The sequence below is a fragment of the Nonomuraea sp. WAC 01424 genome (genome assembly GCF_003947315.1).
GTDB lineage: Bacteria > Actinomycetota > Actinomycetes > Streptosporangiales > Streptosporangiaceae > Nonomuraea > Nonomuraea spiralis.
Genome location: NZ_QHHZ01000010.1, coordinates 210,358 through 227,323, shown reverse-complemented (window position 1 = coordinate 227,323; position 16,966 = coordinate 210,358). Strand labels below are relative to the sequence as shown.

10 protein-coding genes are annotated in these 16,966 nt (G+C 72.7%); 9 read left to right on the top strand and 1 reads right to left on the bottom strand.

Annotated features, from left to right (window positions below):
• Positions 1–167 precede the first annotated feature (167 nt).
• Entirely contained in the window at positions 168–362 is a 195-nt protein-coding gene (locus DMB42_RS27555) for a hypothetical protein (RefSeq protein ID WP_125637932.1), read from the bottom strand.
• A gap of 355 nt (positions 363–717) precedes the next feature.
• On the opposite strand from DMB42_RS27555, the gene DMB42_RS27550 reads away from it, so the two are divergent.
• The 9 genes from DMB42_RS27550 (at position 718) to DMB42_RS27510 (ending at position 16,964) form a co-directional block, all read left to right on the top strand.
• A complete protein-coding gene (locus tag DMB42_RS27550) occupies positions 718–1,044 on the top strand; it encodes a hydroxyisourate hydrolase (protein ID WP_185844887.1) in 327 nt (108 codons plus the stop codon).
• Positions 1,045–1,062: 18 nt separating this feature from the next.
• Complete coding sequence (locus DMB42_RS27545) at positions 1,063–2,934, top strand: 2-isopropylmalate synthase (RefSeq protein ID WP_125637930.1); 1,872 nt, start codon at positions 1,063–1,065, stop codon at positions 2,932–2,934.
• A 58-nt stretch (positions 2,935–2,992) separates the two neighbouring features.
• A complete protein-coding gene (locus tag DMB42_RS27540; RefSeq protein WP_125637929.1) occupies positions 2,993–5,764 on the top strand; it encodes a LuxR family transcriptional regulator in 2,772 nt (923 codons plus the stop codon).
• A 95-nt stretch (positions 5,765–5,859) separates the two neighbouring features.
• Positions 5,860–6,048: an acyl-CoA carboxylase epsilon subunit gene (locus DMB42_RS27535; RefSeq protein ID WP_125637928.1), complete on the top strand. Its 189-nt coding sequence runs from the start codon at positions 5,860–5,862 to the stop codon at positions 6,046–6,048.
• A gap of 171 nt (positions 6,049–6,219) precedes the next feature.
• A complete protein-coding gene (locus DMB42_RS27530; protein ID WP_125637927.1) occupies positions 6,220–7,212 on the top strand; it encodes a DUF1702 family protein in 993 nt (330 codons plus the stop codon).
• A gap of 144 nt (positions 7,213–7,356) precedes the next feature.
• Positions 7,357–8,334: a DUF1702 family protein gene (locus DMB42_RS27525; RefSeq protein WP_185844886.1), complete on the top strand. Its 978-nt coding sequence runs from the start codon at positions 7,357–7,359 to the stop codon at positions 8,332–8,334.
• Complete coding sequence (locus DMB42_RS27520) at positions 8,331–10,277, top strand: CRTAC1 family protein (protein ID WP_125637926.1); 1,947 nt, start codon at positions 8,331–8,333, stop codon at positions 10,275–10,277. Before DMB42_RS27525 ends, DMB42_RS27520 begins: the two co-directional genes overlap by 4 nt.
• A gap of 4 nt (positions 10,278–10,281) precedes the next feature.
• Positions 10,282–11,253, top strand: coding sequence for an enediyne biosynthesis protein (locus DMB42_RS27515; RefSeq protein ID WP_125637925.1), 972 nt, complete (start codon positions 10,282–10,284; stop codon positions 11,251–11,253).
• Entirely contained in the window at positions 11,250–16,964 is a 5,715-nt protein-coding gene (locus DMB42_RS27510; protein WP_125637924.1) for a type I polyketide synthase, read from the top strand. Before DMB42_RS27515 ends, DMB42_RS27510 begins: the two co-directional genes overlap by 4 nt.
• Positions 16,965–16,966: the final 2 nt, after the last annotated feature.

Here is a 16,966-nt window from a genome sequence, read left to right as displayed (position 1 = left end):
AGATCTTTCCCGACGCGACCGGAAACCGGGCGTGATTGCCATGATGAGCGGCGTAATTGGTGCTTACCCCTCAAAAGTTTCTGCCATGGTTGGGTGGATGGTACAACGCCCTGGGGTATGTTGCCAGTTTTGGATCGTTTCAGGGTGATCCGTGTTCCCTGTCACCGTCAGTCCTGAAAGGCACCCTCGATCAGGCCCCAAGGCCAGTCCATCGTGCCGTTGACCGTGCCGTGGTCGCCGGCGGCGGGGACGGCGTGCGCGGGGTGCGGTACGGCGGCGATGGCCGCGAAGCCGGCGAGCGCGGCGAGCAGGATGGCGATCGCGATGCGGACGCGGACGGTGACGGTGGTCGTTGCGGTCATTTCGATCTACCTCCGTGTGATTACCGCGGTGTCGTCCGCGGCTTCGGAATGGACGCTCACACGGGCCGCAATTCGCGCTATATCCATCCTCTTTTCACCTGACATCAGCGCACGTTAGACGCCATGTACGCCGATCTCCGTACCTGTTGGCGATAGCACGGATAGAGGGGAAAAAGTGGCAGGGTCGTCCGGCGATCGCCGGGCGATAGCGAAGCGATAGCGGGTGGAGGGCCGGTGGATAGGCGGCACCGCGAGCCTGGGCGCGAGCCCGGGCGGCGCGACCTGTCGCCGTCCGGGTGGCCATGTGCGCGGGCGACTCGCGCGGACCACTCGGAGAGGTGAGATGGGAATAGCGGTGCAAGCCCAGGACGCGGTCTACGGCCGGGGCGCGGCGGATCTGCACGTACGCCTCGACCATGACGCCGACGGGCACTGGGTCCTCGAAGCCGAGACCCGTACGGACCAGGACGGATCGGTCAGCGAGTGGGCCGACCGCCTGCTCGACCGCGGCCTGTACCGCATCGTGTTCGCCACCGACCCCTACTTCGTCGGGCTCGGGCTGAGGCCGGCGTATCCGGAGATCGTCGTCACCTTCCGCATGATCGACGAGACGGCCGTCAACAACATCGTGGTCCTCATCTCCCCGCATTTCTCGACCGTCTATTTCGGATCGCTCAGCTGAGGGACAGTGAGGCCGGACATGAAGATCAGCCGCTACCAACCCTTCCCCAGGATGCCGCTCGCCGATCGCCGGTGGCCGGACGCCGTTCTCAGCGCGCCGCCGCGCTGGTTGTCCACGGACCTGCGCGACGGCAACCAGGCGCTGCCCAGGCCCATGGACCCCGAGCGCAAACTGGTGCTGTTCGACCTGCTGGTGGGCATGGGCTACAAGGAGATCGAGGTCGGCTTCCCGGCCGCGAGCCAGGACGACTACGACTTCGTCAGGCTCCTGGTCGAACGCGACCGCATCCCGGACGACGTGTGCGTGACCGTACTGACGCAGGCCCGCGACGAGCTGATCGAGCGCACGGTGGAGAGCGTGAGCGGGGCGCCCAGGGCGACGCTGCACCTCTACAACGCGACCTCGCCGCTGGCGCGGCGGCTGGTGTTCGGGATGAACCGGGACGAGTGCAAGGATCTGGCCGTCCTCGGAACACGATTAATCATGAAATATGCCGATAAATCGCTTGAAGGGTGCGATGTTCGGTTCCAGTATTCGCCGGAGCATTTCCATGACACCGAGCCGGAGTTCGCGCTTGAGGTCTGCGCCGCCGTCATGGACGTCTGGCAGCCGGGCCCCGACCGGCCGATCATCCTCAACTTCCCGACGACGGTCGAGCGCTCGACGCCCAACGTGTTCGCCGACCAGATCGAGTGGCTGCACCGCAACCTGCCCCACCGCGAGCACGTGTGCCTGTCGGTCCACACCCACAACGACCGCGGCACCGGCGTGGCGGCGGCGGAGCTGGCCATGCTGGCCGGGGCCGAGCGCGTCGAGGGCTGCCTGTTCGGCAACGGCGAACGGGCGGGCAACGTCTGCCTGGTCACGCTGGGCCTGAACCTGGCCACCCAGGGCGTCGACCCCGGCATCGACTTCTCCGACCTGGACCACGTGCGGCGCACGGCCGAGGAGTGCACCGGTCTCGCCGTGCCGCCGCGGCACCCGTACGGGGGCGACCTGGTGTTCACCGCCTTCTCCGGCGGGCACCAGGACGCGATCAAGAAGGCGTTCGACGCGATGGACCGGGAGGCGGCCCGTACCGGTCGCGATCCGGCCGAGCTGCCGTGGGAGGTGCCGTACCTGCCGGTTGACCCGCGGGACCTGGGACGCACGTACGAGGCGGTGGTCCGGGTGACCAGCCAGTCGGGCAAGGCTGGCCCGGCGTACCTGCTGAACGCCCGGTACGGGCTCACGCTGCCGCGCGGGCTGCAGATCGAGCTGGCCCAGACCGTACAGGCGATGGCGGAGGCCGGGCAGGGCGAGATCGAGCCGGAGCGGATCAGGCGGCTGTTCGAGGAGGAGTACATGGCGGCCGGCACCGCCCCCGGCGACCTGGCCGGGACGGTGGCCACGCTCCACATCGACGACGCCGGGGCCGACGCCGGGGCCGGGGGCAGCGGCGGGGGCGCGCGGGGCCGGGCGGCCTCGGTCGCGGCGCTGCGCGCGGCCCTGCGGCGCGCCGGCGTCCGGATCCGCGCCGTGCACCACCTCGACGGCCCGACCGGCATCCCAAGCGGCGTCTCAAGCGGCGTCTCAGGCGATGTCTCAGGCGATGTCCCCGGCGGCGTCCCCGGCGGCGTCCAAGGCAGCGTCCCCGGCCGTGTCCCCGGCGGTGAAGTGGCCGTCTATGCCCAGTGCGGGCCGGACGGCGGCACGGTCTGGGGAGCCGGCATCGGGCGCGACGTGGTCGCCGCGGCCCTGGCCGCCGTGGGCGCGGCCGTGGCCGGCGCCCGCCGCGGCAGCCCGCCGCCCGCCATGCCCACCTCCGACCTGCCCACCTCCGACCTGCCCCTTCCCGAGGCGGGACGGCGTCGCCCGGCCAGGAGCCGGCGGCTGATGGCGGGACGATAGAGATCGAATACCGCCCCGGCCTAGCGTGAGCGCAACACGACATCTTGGGGAGACGGCCATGACTCTCATCGAACGGCAGGAGGAGATGTCCTGCCTGGAGTCGCTCGTCGCCAACGCCATCCTCGGCCGCGGGCGGGTCGCGCTGGTCAGCGGGCCCGCCGGGACGGGCAAGAGCGCGCTGCTGCGCGCCCTGTCCGAACAGGCCATAGAGCTGGGCGCGCTCGCGGTGACGGCGACAGGATCGCGCATGGAGCAGGAGCTTCAGCTCGGCCTGCTCCGCCAGCTCATCCAGGACGCCCCCTTGGTCGAGGAGGAGCGCGAGCGCTCGGAGCGGCTGCTGGAGGAGGGCGTACGCACCGCGACCGCGGCGCACGCCGACGCCGAGCGGCTGCTCGACCCGCAGGTCGTGCACGCGCTGGTCACGGTGCTGCTCGACCTGTCGGAACGCTGCCCGCTGGTGGTCGTCGTGGACGACGTGCACCACGCCGACCGTACGTCCCTGCTCTGCCTGGCCTACCTGGCGCGGCGGGTGCGGAACGCACGGATCGTGGCGGTGTTCACGCTCAACGACCGGCAGGGCACGGACGGGCCGCTGGAGACCGACCTGCTGCGGCTGCCGCACTGCCTGCGCCTGCAGCTCACCCCGCTGTCACGCAAGGGCGTGGCCGCGCTGGTGACGGGCCAGGTGGGGCTCACCGCGGCCGAGCGGTTCGCCGACGAGTGGCACACGATCAGCGGCGGCAACCCGTTGCTGGCCGGTGAGCTGGCCGCCGACTACCGCCATCACCTGCGGGCCGTGGAGGAGCCGCCGCGCGAGCTGGTCGTCGGCGACCGGTTCGTCCGGGCGGTCGAGACGTGCCTGCGGCGCAGCCATCCGCGTACCGTCCGGGTGGCGCAGGGCCTGGCCATCCTGGGCGAGGCCGACGGGCTGGCCGAGATGCTCGAACTGCCCCCGGTCGACGTCAGCAGGGAACTGCTCACGATCGGCGCGACCGGCCTGCTCAAGAGCGGCGGCTACCGCCACGAGGCGGTGCGCTCGGCCGTGCTGGCCGGCATGGACCTGTCCGAACGCAAGGAGCTGTACCGGCGGGCCGCCGAGCTGGCCTACACCAGGGGCGTACGGCCCGGCGTGGTCGCCGACCGCCTGCTCCAGGCCGCCAGGGTGGAGGCGCCGTGGGTGGTGCCCACGCTGGAGGAGGCCGCGCTGGCCGGGCTGCGCAAGGGCGAGGTGGAGTCGGCGGTCGCCTACCTGAAGCTGGCCTGGCGCGAGTGCACGGACGAGCTCCAGCGTTCCAAGCTGATGACCATGCTCGTCCGCGCGGAGTGGCGGATCAACCCGGCCGCTCCCGCCGGGCACCTCGACCAGCTCACCGAGGCCCTGCAGAAGGGCAGCCTGCACGGCAGCGACGCGGTCGTGCTGGCCCGCGCGCTGCTGTGGCACGGCCGCTTCGAGGACGCCCGCGACGTGCTCGAACAGCTCAACCAGGAGGCGTCGGCCTCCGACCACGCGACGCTGGCCGAGCTGGTCGTGGCGCAGTTGTGGCTGCGCGTCACCTGCCCGCCGCTGGCCGCGTACGTGGCCAACCCGCCCAGGGAGCACATCCTGGCGGGCATGGTGTCGGTCGCCGTCAACCGGCGGCTTGAGTCCACGCTCGCCCTGGCCGAGGTGCTGACCCGCGGCCCGCGCGAGCACAACCTCGACGCCGTCGAACGCATCCTGGAGGGCGAACGCCTGGACGAGATGTCCCTCGACGTCGTGGAGAACTCCCTGCTCGCCCTCACCTACGCCGGACGCTGCGAGCGCGCCGCCCCGCTGTGCGACCTGTTCGGCGACGAGGCGGCGGCCCGGCAGGCGCCCAGCCGCCGGGCCCGCCTGGCGGCCATCCGGGCCGAGATCGCGATCCGCCAGGGCGACATGCCGGCCGCCGAACGGCACGCGCGCATCGCGCTGGACACGATCCCCATGAGCAGCTGGGGCGTGGCCATCGGCGGCCCGCTGGCCAGCCTGATCATCGCGCGTACCGCGATGGGCCGGCACGAGGCCGTACGCGACCCGCTGGACCGGCCGGTCGCCGAGGCCATGTTCCAGACCCGATACGGGCTGCACTACCTGTACGCCCGCGGCCGCTACAACCTGGCCGGTGAGTCCTTCGTCCCGGCGCTGCACGACTTCCTGCGCTGCGGCGAGCTGGTGACGGCCTGGGGCCTGAACAACCCGGCGCTGATCCCGTGGCAGGCGGACGCGGCCGAGGCGTGCCTGCGGATGGGCCAGATCGAGGAGGCCAGGGAGCTGATCAAGGCCCACCTGGACGGCTGCGGTCCCGGCGCCTACCGGGGGCGGGGCATCGGGATGCGGCTCAAGGCGGCCGTGTCCGAGCCGGCCCGGCGTCCGGCGCTGCTGCGGCAGGCGGTGGAGTACCTCCAGCTGGCGGGCGACCGGTACGAGCTGGCCAGGGCGCTGTTCGACCTCGTGGAGGCGTACGAGGCGCTGGGCGAGTACCGGCGGGCCCGCACGGTGGCCGGGCGGGCGCAGGCCGCGGCCCTGGAGTGCGGGGCCGAGCCGATGATCAGCGCGCTCAGCCGGGCCCCGGACGCCGACGGCGCGCCCTCTCCCCTGCCGGGCGACCTGATCGGCGTGCTGAGCGTCGGCGAGCGGCGGGTCGCGGCGCTGGCCGCGGCCGGCTACAGCAACCGCGAGATCGCCGCCAAGCTCTACATCACGATCAGCACCGTCGAGCAGCACCTGACCCGCACCTACCGCAAGCTGAACATCCGCCGCCGCGCCGACCTCCCCCTCGTGGTGGAGTTCGACGATCAGGCCCAGCCCTGACCACTCGGCCCTGACCACTCGACCCTGACATGCCCGGCCCGGCCGGGCATGTACGAAGTTGCGCGTCCGCGGGCGCGCGGGCGAGCGTCGAAGGCATGGAACTCACGGTGGTGCGGGGGCAGGCGACCCCCGAAGAACTCGAAGCGGTCGTCGCGGCGGTCTTCCGCCGCCTGGCCGAGGCGGCCGAGCGCGAGGCGTCGGCCTGGTCGGCCCCCTCAGGTCTGGTACGCAGGCCGCTGCCCGGCGGCGACGACGGCTGGCGGCTGACGGCGTGGGCGAGCTGACCCCCGATCGCGCACTTTGCGACATGTCCGGCCGGCTGTCCGGCCCCATCCTGAAGCGGACACGTCATCCGAGAGGCGGGACGTGCCCCCTGCCCCCGCCAGGACGGCCTTCCCGGCGCCGCGGCGCCGCTCATGGGCGGGGTCTTTCACGTTCCTGAGGAGGAGCACACCATGTCGTCTCTGCTCGGTTCGCTGCGCCGGCTCGTACTGGCGCCATCCCTGGCCGACGTGACCTTCGGCGCACGCGGCTTCCCCGTCGTCCCCTCCGGCCTGACCGGCCGCCTGGAGGCGATCCCGCAGGCCGTCGTGTGCGGCTTCGAGTGGGGCATCGACGTACGCGACCAGTGGGAGATCGAGCGCCGGCTGTCCCTGGTGGACGTCGAGCAGCGCGGTTTCGCCTACGAGGGCGCGACGATGGCCTTCACCGTCCTGGACGCCATGGGCGGCGGGCGCGGGCGGCGTACCCGGGACCTGCTCATGGGGCCGGGGCAGCCGCACATCTTCCTCGCCTACATCGGCATCGGCTTCGCCATGGCAAGGCTGCCGCGGGTGTTGTGGAAGAAGGTGCTGCCGGACCTGGACGGCACCCCGTACCACCCGACGATGAGCTGGCTGGCCGTGGACGGGTACGGCTTCGACCTGGCCTACTTCCACACCCGCCGCTGGGTGGACGGGCAGCAGGTGCCCGACTCCTACCCCTGGCAGGGGAACGCGGCCTACTTCCCGCGCGCCGTGGACCAGGGCGTCGGCCGGGCGTTGTGGTTCATCCACGGCGGCAGGCCGGGCGATGTGGCCGCGGCGGTGCGCGCGTTCGCCGCGGGCCGGCAGGCGGACCTGTGGAGCGGCGTCGGGCTGGCCGCCACGTTCGCCGGGTGCGAGCCGGAGGCGGCGGCGGTGTTGCGCGAGGAGGCCGGGGAGCACCGGGCCGAGCTGGCCCAGGGCTCGGTCTTCGCGACCAAGGCGCGGCATTACTCGGGGTTCGTCCCGGAGCATTCCGCGGCGACGGGCGCGGTGCTGACCGGTCTCGACGTGGCGGGCGCGGTCGCGCTCGCCGACGACAGCGAGGTCGCCCCGGGAACGTCGGCGCGCGTCCCGGATTACGAGTTGTGGCGTACGGGAGTACGCGCGCATTTCGCCGCCGGAGCAGAAGTCCCGTCCCGCTGACGGGCCTGCGGTAAATGGCAGGTCATTCGCTTTCGCGTGCCCGAAAATGAGCCTCCGAGCTGAGCAAACCCGAAGTTGTCCGGCCGCTGGGCGGCATGTGTCAATGAAATTGGATTGTTCGGGCTATAAGCGGCGGAGGCTCAATTGGCAAGCGCATTGCGGTCGCTCAGACGCAAAATTCTGGTGCCGGACGTCGGCGAGACGAAAGTCGAGAAACGCGGCTTCTGGGTGAAGAACGCGGCGTCCACTGAAATTCTGGAGACGGTCGGCGCGTACTTTCTCGCCGGCTATGCCCACGCCGTGGAATCACGTACCGTCGCCGAGGCCGAGGACCGGCTCGAAGAGGTGCCCGCGCGTTTCCGCGGCTTCGCCTACGAGGGCGCGGGCATGGGCTTCGCCATCCTGGACTGCATGACCTTCGGCGACCTGCGCCGGGTCAACACCTTCCTCCAGGGACGCGGCCACCACCACAACTACATGGTCTACGTGGGGATCGGCTGGGCGATGGCCAGGCTCCCCCGCTTCCTGTGGCCGAAGGCCGGCCTGCTGGACCCGCTGCTGCTGTGGCTGGTCCACGACGGCTACGGCTTCCACCAGGCCTACTTCCACACCGACCGGTACGTGCACCAGCAGGTGCGCGAGCCCCGCTTCTCCTGGCCCCCCGGCCACGAGGAGTACGCCGCCCACGCCCTCGACCAGGGCATCGGCCGCGCGCTGTGGTTCGTCGCCGGCACCAGCGCCGAGCGGGCGGTCACGCTGATCGAGCGGTTCCCCGAGTCCCGCCACGCCGACCTCTACAGCGGCATCGGCCTGGCCGCCACCTACGCGGGCGGGGCCGACGAGGCCGAGCTGCGGTGGCTGCGCGAGCGGGCGGGCGAGCACCGCGGGCCGCTGGCCCAGGGCAGCGTGTTCGCGGCCGAGGCCAGGATCCGCGCCGGGCTGCTCTTCCCGCACACCGAGTCGGCCGTGGGCGTTCTCTGCGGCACCACGGCGGAGCAGGCGGCCGAGGTGAGCCGCGCGACCCGCCCCACAGCGACAGCACAGGACAAGCCGCCCGCCTATGAGGCGTGGCGCCGGCGCATCGCCGAGACGTTCGTCTTCCATGGAGGTGTTCCCTCGTGACCTCGGTAGCCGCGTGGTTGCGCAAGCAGGCGGCGGGAGTCTCCGCCCTCGCGCTGATGATCGCCGTCTTCGCGATCGGCCACCCGACCTTCGCCTCGGACGCGACCAAGGCCGAGATGGCCGGCGCGTACGGCTTCAAGCCCCTGACGATCGCGATGCCGGGCGGCGGCCCGGCCAAGACCGTCCGCAAGGTGAACCAGGCCTACAAGCACATCGACGCGTGGATCTCCTCCGTGGGGGCCGCGATCGCGCTGAACGACCTCGACGGCAACGGCAGGGACGACGACCTGGTGATCGTGGACCCGCGTACCGACCAGGTGGTCGTCACCCCGGCGCCGGTCGAGGGCGGCGGCGAGCGGTACCGGCCGTTCGCGTTGTCGCTCGGCTCGCTGCCGGTCACCGACGCGATGGCGCCCATGGGCGCGGTGCCCGCCGACTACAACGACGACGGCCGCACCGACCTGCTCGTCTACTGGTGGGGCCGGACGCCCACGCTGCACCTGCAGCGGCCCACGGCGACCCGGTTCGAGGCCGCCGCCTTCGACGCGGCCGAGCTGGTGCCCAACCCCGGCGGCACGAAGTACACCGGCGAGCTGTGGAACAGCAACGTCGCGACCGTGGCCGACTTCGACGGTGACGGCAAGCAGGACATCTTCGTCGGCAACTACTTCCCCGACGGCAGCCCGATCCTGGACAGCCGCGTGGACGGCGGCGTGCAGATGAACCACTCGCTGTCCAAGGCCGTCAACGGCGGCCGGGACTACTTCTTCCGCGGCACCGGCAACGGCGGCTTCGCCCGCCTGGACGGCGTGCTGCCCTCCGACGTCTCCACCGGCTGGGAGCTGGGCGCGACCAGCGCCGACCTGGACGGCGACGGCCTGCCCGAGCTGCTGCTGAACAACGACTTCGGGCCTGACCACCTGCTCTACAACACCTCCAAGCCGGGCACGATCAAGTTCTCCCCCACCGTCGGGACGCACGAGATCGGCGTGCCCAAGTCGAAGGTGCTCGGCGAGGACTCCTTCAAGGGCATGGGCTCGGACGCCGGCGACCTCAACCACGACGGCATCCTCGACTTCTTCGTCAGCAACATCACCACCCCGTACGGCATCCAGGAGAGCAACTTCACGTTCCTGTCCACCGCCAAGAGCAAGGCCGAGCTGCGCGAGAAGCTGCGGCAGGGCGAGGCGCCGTGGAAGGACCTCAGCGCCGAGCTGCGCACCGCCTGGTCCGGCTGGGGCTGGGACCCGAAGATCGAGGACTTCGACAACGACGGCGAGAACGAGATCGTCCAGGCGACCGGGTTCATCAAGGGCGACGTCAACCGCTGGCCGCCGCTCCAGGAGCTGGCCGACGCCAACGACGGCGTGACCAGCAACCCCAAGTCGTGGCCGAACGTCACCGAGGGCGCCGACATCGCCGGCGCGCAGACGCTGGCCTTCTTCGCCAAGGGCCCCGACGGCCGCTACGCCAACCTGTCGGAGCAGCTCGGCCTGGCCGTGCCCGTGCCGACGCGCGGCATCGCGACCGGGGACGTCAACGGCGACGGCCTGATCGACTTCGCGGTGGCCCGTCAGTGGGAGGCGCCCGCCTTCTACCTCAACACCAGCAGGTCGGCCGGCTCGTTCCTCGGGCTGCGCCTGCTGCACGACTCCCCCTCCGCGACCGGCCCGCTGCCGGCCGCCGGGTCGCCGGTGATCGGCGCGCAGGTGACCGTGACCACGTCCGACGGCCGCACGTTCGTCGGCCGCGTGGACGGCGGCAGCGGCCACTCCGGCAAGCGCTCGAACGCGGTGCACATCGGCCTGGGAGCGAACGTCACCGGCCCCGTGCAGGTCAAGCTGGACTGGCGCGACCGCGCCGGGCAGCGGCACCAGCAGGAGCTCCGGCTCACCCCCGGCTGGCACACCCTCCAGCTCGGCTCGCAAGCGAAGGAGAAGTGACGGCATGGCCGCCAAGACGATCACCCCGCCACGTCACGACCCCAAAGTGATCACGGCGCTGCGCCGGTTCGCGATCTCGATCACCATCTTCAACATCCTCGGCTACACCGTGCTGGGGTTCGAGCAGCCGTGGTCGTGGCCGTTCGTGGCCCTGGCCACCGGCTACACCGTGGAGATCATCCTTGAGGTGATCGGGGCCCGCCAGGAGGGCCGGGCGCCGCGATTCCTCGGCAACGGGCCGCGCGGGCTGATGGAGTTCCTCTACCCGGCGCACATCACCTCCATCGCGCTCAACATGCTGATCTACGTCAACGACCAGGTGCTGGTCATGATGTTCGGCGTCACCGTCGCCGTGGGCGCCAAGTGGGTGCTCAAGGCCCCGGTACGCGGCCGGATGCGGCACTTCATGAACCCGTCCAACTTCGGCATCGCGGTGATCCTGCTGCTGCTGCCGTGGGCCAGCATCGCGCCGCCGTACCACTTCACCGAGAAGGTCGACAACCCGATCGACTGGATCATCCCGGGGATCATCATCATCGGCGGCACCATGATCAACGGTAAGCTGACCGGCCGCATGTGGCTGATCGGCGGCTGGGTGGGCGTCTTCGCCCTCCAGGCCGTGGTGCGCGGGCTGATCATCGACGACATCTCCATCCTCGGCGGGTTGTCGATGATGACCGGGGTGGCGTTCATCCTGTTCACCAACTACATGATCACCGACCCGGGCACGAGCCCGTCCAGACCGCTGTCCCAGGTCGCCTTCGGCGGCGGTGTGGCCGTGGTGTACGGCCTGCTCATGGGCATGAACATCCCGTACGGGATCTTCTTCGCCACGGCGGCGGTCTGCCTGATCCGCGGCGGCTTCCTGTGGTCGCTGCACATCGTGAACAAGGCGCGCGAGCTGGACGCCGCCAGGGTCAGCGCAGCCGCCGCGGAGGCGCTGCGGGACGCGCGGGAAGAGGTCGCGAAGGCATGACGAGGATCGCGATCGTCGGCATGGCCTGCCGGTACCCGGACGCCGCCTCGCCCAGGGAGTTGTGGGAGAACGCGGTGGCCGCCCGCCGCGCCTTCCGCCGGCTCCCGGACGAGCGCATGCGGCTGGAGGACTACTGGGACCCCGATCCCGCAGCGCCGGACCGCTTCTACGCCAAGACCGCCGCGGTCATCGAGGGCTACGCCTTCGACCGGGTGGCACACAAGATCGCCGGTAGCACGTACCGGTCGACCGACCTGGCCCACTGGCTGGCCCTCGACATGGCCGGCCGGGCCCTGGCCGACGCCGGGTTCGCGGACGGCGAGGGGCTGCCCCGCGAGCGTACGGGGGTCGTCGTGGGCAACACGCTCACCGGCGAGTTCACCCGGGCGAACGTGTTACGCCTGCGCTGGCCGTACGTGCGCCGCACGCTCGCCGCGGCCCTGAAGGAGCAGGGCTGGGACGACGAGCGCCTGGCCGCGTTCCTGGCCGACTACGAGGAGTCCTACAAGAGCCCCTTCCCGCCGGTGGACGAGGACACGCTGGCCGGCGGGCTGTCCAACACGATCGCCGGGCGCATCTGCAACCACTTCGACCTCAACGGCGGCGGCTACACCGTGGACGGCGCCTGCTCCTCGTCCCTGCTGTCGGTGGTGACGGCCGGCAAGGCGCTGGCCGACCGCGACGTGGACGTGGCCCTGGCGGGCGGCGTCGACCTGTCCATCGACCCGTTCGAGGTGATCGGGTTCGCCAAGACCGGCGCGCTGGCCAAGAGCGACTTCCGCCTGTACGACCGGCACTCCAACGGGTTCTGGCCCGGCGAGGGCTGCGGGATCGTCGTACTGATGCGCGAGGAGGACGCGCTGGCCGCCGGGCGGCGGATCTACGCCACGATCGCCGGCTGGGGCGTCTCCTCCGACGGCAAGGGCGGGATCACCCGGCCGGAGGTGAGCGGCTACCTGCTGGCGATGCGCCGCGCGTACGACAAGGCCGGGTTCGGCCCCGAGACCGTCGAGCTGTTCGAGGGCCACGGGACGGGCACGGCGCTCGGCGACGCGACCGAGCTGACCGCGCTGTCGCGGGCCAGGGAGTCGGCCGCGCGGCCGGCCGCGGTCGGCTCGATCAAGGGCATGATCGGCCACGCCAAGGCGGCCGCGGGCGTGGCGGGCCTGATCAAGGCGGCCATGGCCGTGCACGAGCAGGTGCTGCCGCCGACCATCGGCTGCGTCGACCCGCACCAGGTGCTGACCGACGAAGGCGCCACGCTGCGGGTGCTGCGCACGGCCGAGCCGTGGCCGCAGGGCGCGCCGCTGCGGGCCGCGGTGACCGCCATGGGCTTCGGCGGCATCAACACGCACGTGGTGCTGGAGAACACCGGGCCGCGGCGGCGCGCGTCCAGCCGCGTCAAGGCGCTGGCCGCCGCCGCCCAGGACGCCGAGCTGTTCCTGTTGGACGCCGGCTCCTGGGACGAGCTGCGCGGCCTGGTGTCGGAGCTGCTCGCGTTCGTGCCCAAGGTGTCCTACGGCCAGCTCGCCGACCTGGCCGCCACGCTGCGCGGCCGGCTGCGCGGCCTGCCGTGCCGGGCGGCCGTCGTGGTCTCCTCGCCCGACGACGCCGAACGCCGGCTCACCCGCGTGCTGGCGGTCCTGGAGTCCGGCGAGAACACGCTGGTCAGCCCTGACGGCAAGGCGTTCGTGGGCCGCGCCGCGGCCAGGCCCAGGATCGGCTTCCTCTTCCCCGGGCAGGGCTCGGGCCAGGGGACCGGCGGCGGCGCGCTGGCCAGGCGCTTCGCCGACGTCGCCGAGGTGTACACCACGGCGGCGCTGCCCGCCGACGGCGACATGGCGGCCACCGAGATCGCCCAGCCGCGCATCGTCACCGGCTCGATGGCGGGCCTGCGGGCGTTGTCGCTGCTCGGCATCGAGGCGGACGCGGCCGTCGGGCACAGCCTGGGCGAGCTGTCGGCCCTGCACTGGGCGGGCGCGATGGACGAGGACGCGCTGCTGCGCGTGGCGACCAAACGCGGCCGGGCGATGCGGGAGCGCAGCGAGCCGGGCACGATGGCCGGCGTCCGGGCCGCTCCGGAGACCGTGCTGGAGCTGGCCGGCGGCCTGCCGGTGGTGATCGCCGGGTACAACGGGCCGCTCCAGACCGTCGTCGCCGGTCCGGTGGCGGCGGTGGAGGAGGCCGGGCGCGCGGCCGAGCGCGCCGGGCTCACCTGGACCAGGCTGAACGTCTCGCACGCCTTCCACTCGCCCCTGGTCGCCCCGGCGGCCGAGGCCCTGGCCGGATACCTGGAGGAGGAACGTTTCGGGCCGGTCGCCCGGCGGGTCGTCTCCACCGTCACCGGGGACGACCTGACCCCCGGCGCGGACATCCCGGCGCTGCTGCACCGGCAGATCACCGCGCCGGTACGGTTCGCCCAGGCGCTCGGCTCGCTGGCGGCGGACGTGGACCTGCTGGTCGAGGTCGGTCCCGGCCGGGTGCTGAGCAGGCTGGCGGCCGAGCTGACCGACGTGCCGGCCGTCGCGCTGGACACCGACAGCGAGTCGCTGGCCGGGCTGCTCGGCGTGGCCGGCGCCGCGCACGTGGCGGGCGTGCCCGTCGCCTGCGAGGAGCTGTTCCACGGGCGGCTGGTCAAGCCGCTGGAGATCGGCGCGGCGTTCTCGTTCTTCACCAGCCCCGCCGAGCAGGCGCCGCAGGTGCGCGTCAAGGCCGCCGCCCCGCAGCCGCGGGAGCGGGCCGCCGCGCCGGACGGCCAGGTGGCGCGGCAGGGCGAGTCGACGGTGGAGCTGCTGCGGCGGCTGGCCGCCGAACGCGCCGAGCTGCCGCTGGAGATGGTGACCGAGGACAGCAAACCGCTGGACGAACTGCACCTCAGCTCGGTCACCGTGATGCACATCATCGACCAGGCCACCCAGCATCTGGGCGTGCCCGCGGGCATGGCGCCGGCCAACGTCGCCACCGCGACGCTCCAGGAGCTGGGCGAGGCCCTGGACCGGCTGGCCGCGCAGCCGCGCGCGCAGTCGGCGAGGGGCGTGACGGGCGCGGCGCCGTGGGTGCGCCCGTTCGCCGTGGACCTGGACGAGCAGCCGCGGCCCCGCCGTACGGCCGAGGAGCGGGACGGGCGGTGGCAGGTGTTCGCGCCGGCCGGTTCGCTCCTGGCCCAGCCGCTGCGCGAGGCCCTCGAAGGGGAGAAGATCGGATCCGGTGTCCTGGTGTGCCTACCCGCGCGGTGCGCGGCCGACGACCTTGAGCAGGCGCTGCTCGGCGCCAAGGCGGCCCTGGCCGGCGGGCCGGGCGCCCGGCTCGTCCTCGTCCAGCACGGGCGGGGCGCGGCGGGGCTGGCCAAGACGTTCCACCTGGAGAGCGGCCTGCCCACCACGGTCGTGCACGTACCGGCCGGCGTGCCGGAGGCGGTGGGCTGGGTAGCCGCCGAGGCCGCGGCCACGACGGAGTTCTGCGAGGTCCACTACGATGCCGGCGGCGTCCGGCGGGTGCCGACGCTGCGGGCCCTGCCCTACCGGCAGGAACGGACGGAGGAGCCGCTCACCGGCTCCGACGTGCTCCTGGTGACCGGCGGCGGCAAGGGCATCACGGCCGAGTGCGCGATGGCGATGGCCGGCGGGGCGAAGGTGGCCGTGCTAGGCCGCTCCGACCCCGCCCAGGACGAGGAGCTGGCCGCGAACCTGCGGCGCATGGCCGAGACCGGGCTCACCGTCCACTACGCCAGGGCCGACGTCACCGACGCCGCCCAGGTGCGGGCGGCCGTGGCCGCGGCCGAGCAGGAGCTCGGGCCGGTCACCGCGGTGCTGCATGGCGCCGGACGCAACGAGCCGGAGGGCATCGCCGGGCTCGACCTGGACGCCTTCCGCCGCACGTTCGCACCGAAGATCGACGGCCTGCGCAACGTGCTGGAGGCGGTCGAGCCGGGACGGCTGCGGCTGCTGGTGACGTTCGGCAGCATCATCGGCCGGGCGGGCCTGCACGGCGAGGGCCACTACGCGACCGCCAACGAGTGGCTGGCCGACCTGACCCGCGAGGCGGGCGAGCGGCACCCCGGCTGCCGGGCGATCTGCATGGAGTGGTCGGTCTGGTCCGAGGTCGGCATGGGCGAGCGGCTGTCGGTCGTGGACCGGCTGGTCGAGCAGGGCATCACGCCGATCCCGGTGGACCGGGGCGTGGAGATCATGCGCCGCCTGGTGAGCGATCCCGACGCACCCGGCGTCGTGGTGATCAGCGGGCGTACGGAGGGCATCCACACCGTACGGCGGGAGGAGCCGGAGCTGCCGCTGCTGCGCTTCGTCGGCGCTCCGCTGGTCCGCTACCACGGCGTGGAGCTGGTCAGCGAGGTCGAGGTGAACGCCGGGACCGACCTGTACCTGGCCGATCACCTGCTGGACGGCAACCTGCTGTTCCCCGCGGTGTTCGGCCTGGAGGCCATGGCTCAGGTGGCGTACGCGGTCACCGGCCGGCCCGGCGCGCCCGTCGTCGAGCAGGCGGAGTTCGTCCGGCCGATCATCGTGCCGCCCGACGGGAGCACCACGCTCCGGGTGGCGGCGACGGTCACCGGCCACGACACGCTCGCCGTGGCCATCCGCAGCCAGGAGACCGGCTTCGACGTCGACCACTTCACCGCCGTGCTGCGCCTGGACGGCGGGCCCGCGCCCGCGGGGCCGCCCGAGCAGTCCGGCGACGAGCTGCCGCCGGTGGCTCTCGACCCCGACACCCAGCTGTACGGCGAGGTGCTCTTCCAGGGCAGGCGCTTCCAGCGGCTGCGCCGCTACCACCGGGCCGCGGCCCGCGAGGTGGACGCCGACCTCCAGGTGGCGCAGGAGTGCGACTGGTTCGCCGGGTTCCTGCCCGGTGACCTGCTCCTGGGCGACCCGGGCATGCGGGACGCGCTGATGCACGGCAACCAGGTGTGCGTGCCCGACGCGACCCTGCTGCCGACCGGCATCGGACGGGTCCACCCGGCCGGGGCCGCCCTGTCGGGCGCGGACGAGGTGCGCTACTGCGCCTCCGAACGATCCAGGGACGGCGACTCCTACATCTACGACATCGCGGTCCGGACGAAGGACGGCGAGGTCGTCGAACGCTGGGAGGGGCTGCGGCTCCAGGCCGTGCGGAAGAAGGGCGGGGCCGGTCCGTGGGCCGCGCCGCTGCTCGGCTCGTACCTGGAGCGCACGCTGGAGGACCTGACGGGCGCGCGGGTCGCGGTCGTCGTGGAACCGGGCGACGGCGGCGGCGAGCTGGCCGTGGCGCGGCTCGGCGCGGCGGACGGCGCCCATGGGGACGGACGCCGCACGATGTCGGCCCGCGTGCCGGGCCTGACGCTGTGCGTGGCCGCCCCCGGGCCGCTCGCCTGCGCCGTCGAGCCCGTCACCGCCGAAGGCCCGGACGGCACGCAGGACACACCCGCCGGGCACGACGGTTCAACCGGGCACGACGCGCTCGCCGGTGAGATCGCCGCGAAGGCCGGGGACGGCGCGGACACCGCCCGTGCCCGCGTCCGCGCCGCGCTCGCCTGCGTACGGGCCGCCGGGACGCAGGACGGGGCACGGGACGGGACACCGCTCGCGGTGGACCGGGCCGGTTCCGACGGGTGGGTGGTCCTGACCGCCGCCGGCGCGACCGTGGCCACGCTCGCCACCCGGGTGAGCGGCCTGCCGGCGCCCGTCGTCGTCGCGATACTCACCGAAGGGCGGTCCTAGCC

Excerpts from the sequence above, each read along its gene's own strand:
- DMB42_RS27530 (WP_125637927.1), top strand. The coding sequence starts at position 6,220 with ATGTCGTCTCTGCTCGGTTCGCTGCGCCGGCTCGTACTGGCGCCATCC.
- DMB42_RS27540 (WP_125637929.1), top strand. The coding sequence starts at position 2,993 with ATGACTCTCATCGAACGGCAGGAGGAGATGTCCTGCCTGGAGTCGCTC.
- DMB42_RS27535 (WP_125637928.1), top strand. The coding sequence starts at position 5,860 with ATGGAACTCACGGTGGTGCGGGGGCAGGCGACCCCCGAAGAACTCGAA.
- DMB42_RS27515 (WP_125637925.1), top strand. The coding sequence starts at position 10,282 with ATGGCCGCCAAGACGATCACCCCGCCACGTCACGACCCCAAAGTGATC.
- DMB42_RS27545 (WP_125637930.1), top strand. The coding sequence starts at position 1,063 with ATGAAGATCAGCCGCTACCAACCCTTCCCCAGGATGCCGCTCGCCGAT.
- DMB42_RS27555 (WP_125637932.1), bottom strand. The coding sequence starts at position 362 with ATGACCGCAACGACCACCGTCACCGTCCGCGTCCGCATCGCGATCGCC.
- DMB42_RS27510 (WP_125637924.1), top strand. The coding sequence starts at position 11,250 with ATGACGAGGATCGCGATCGTCGGCATGGCCTGCCGGTACCCGGACGCC.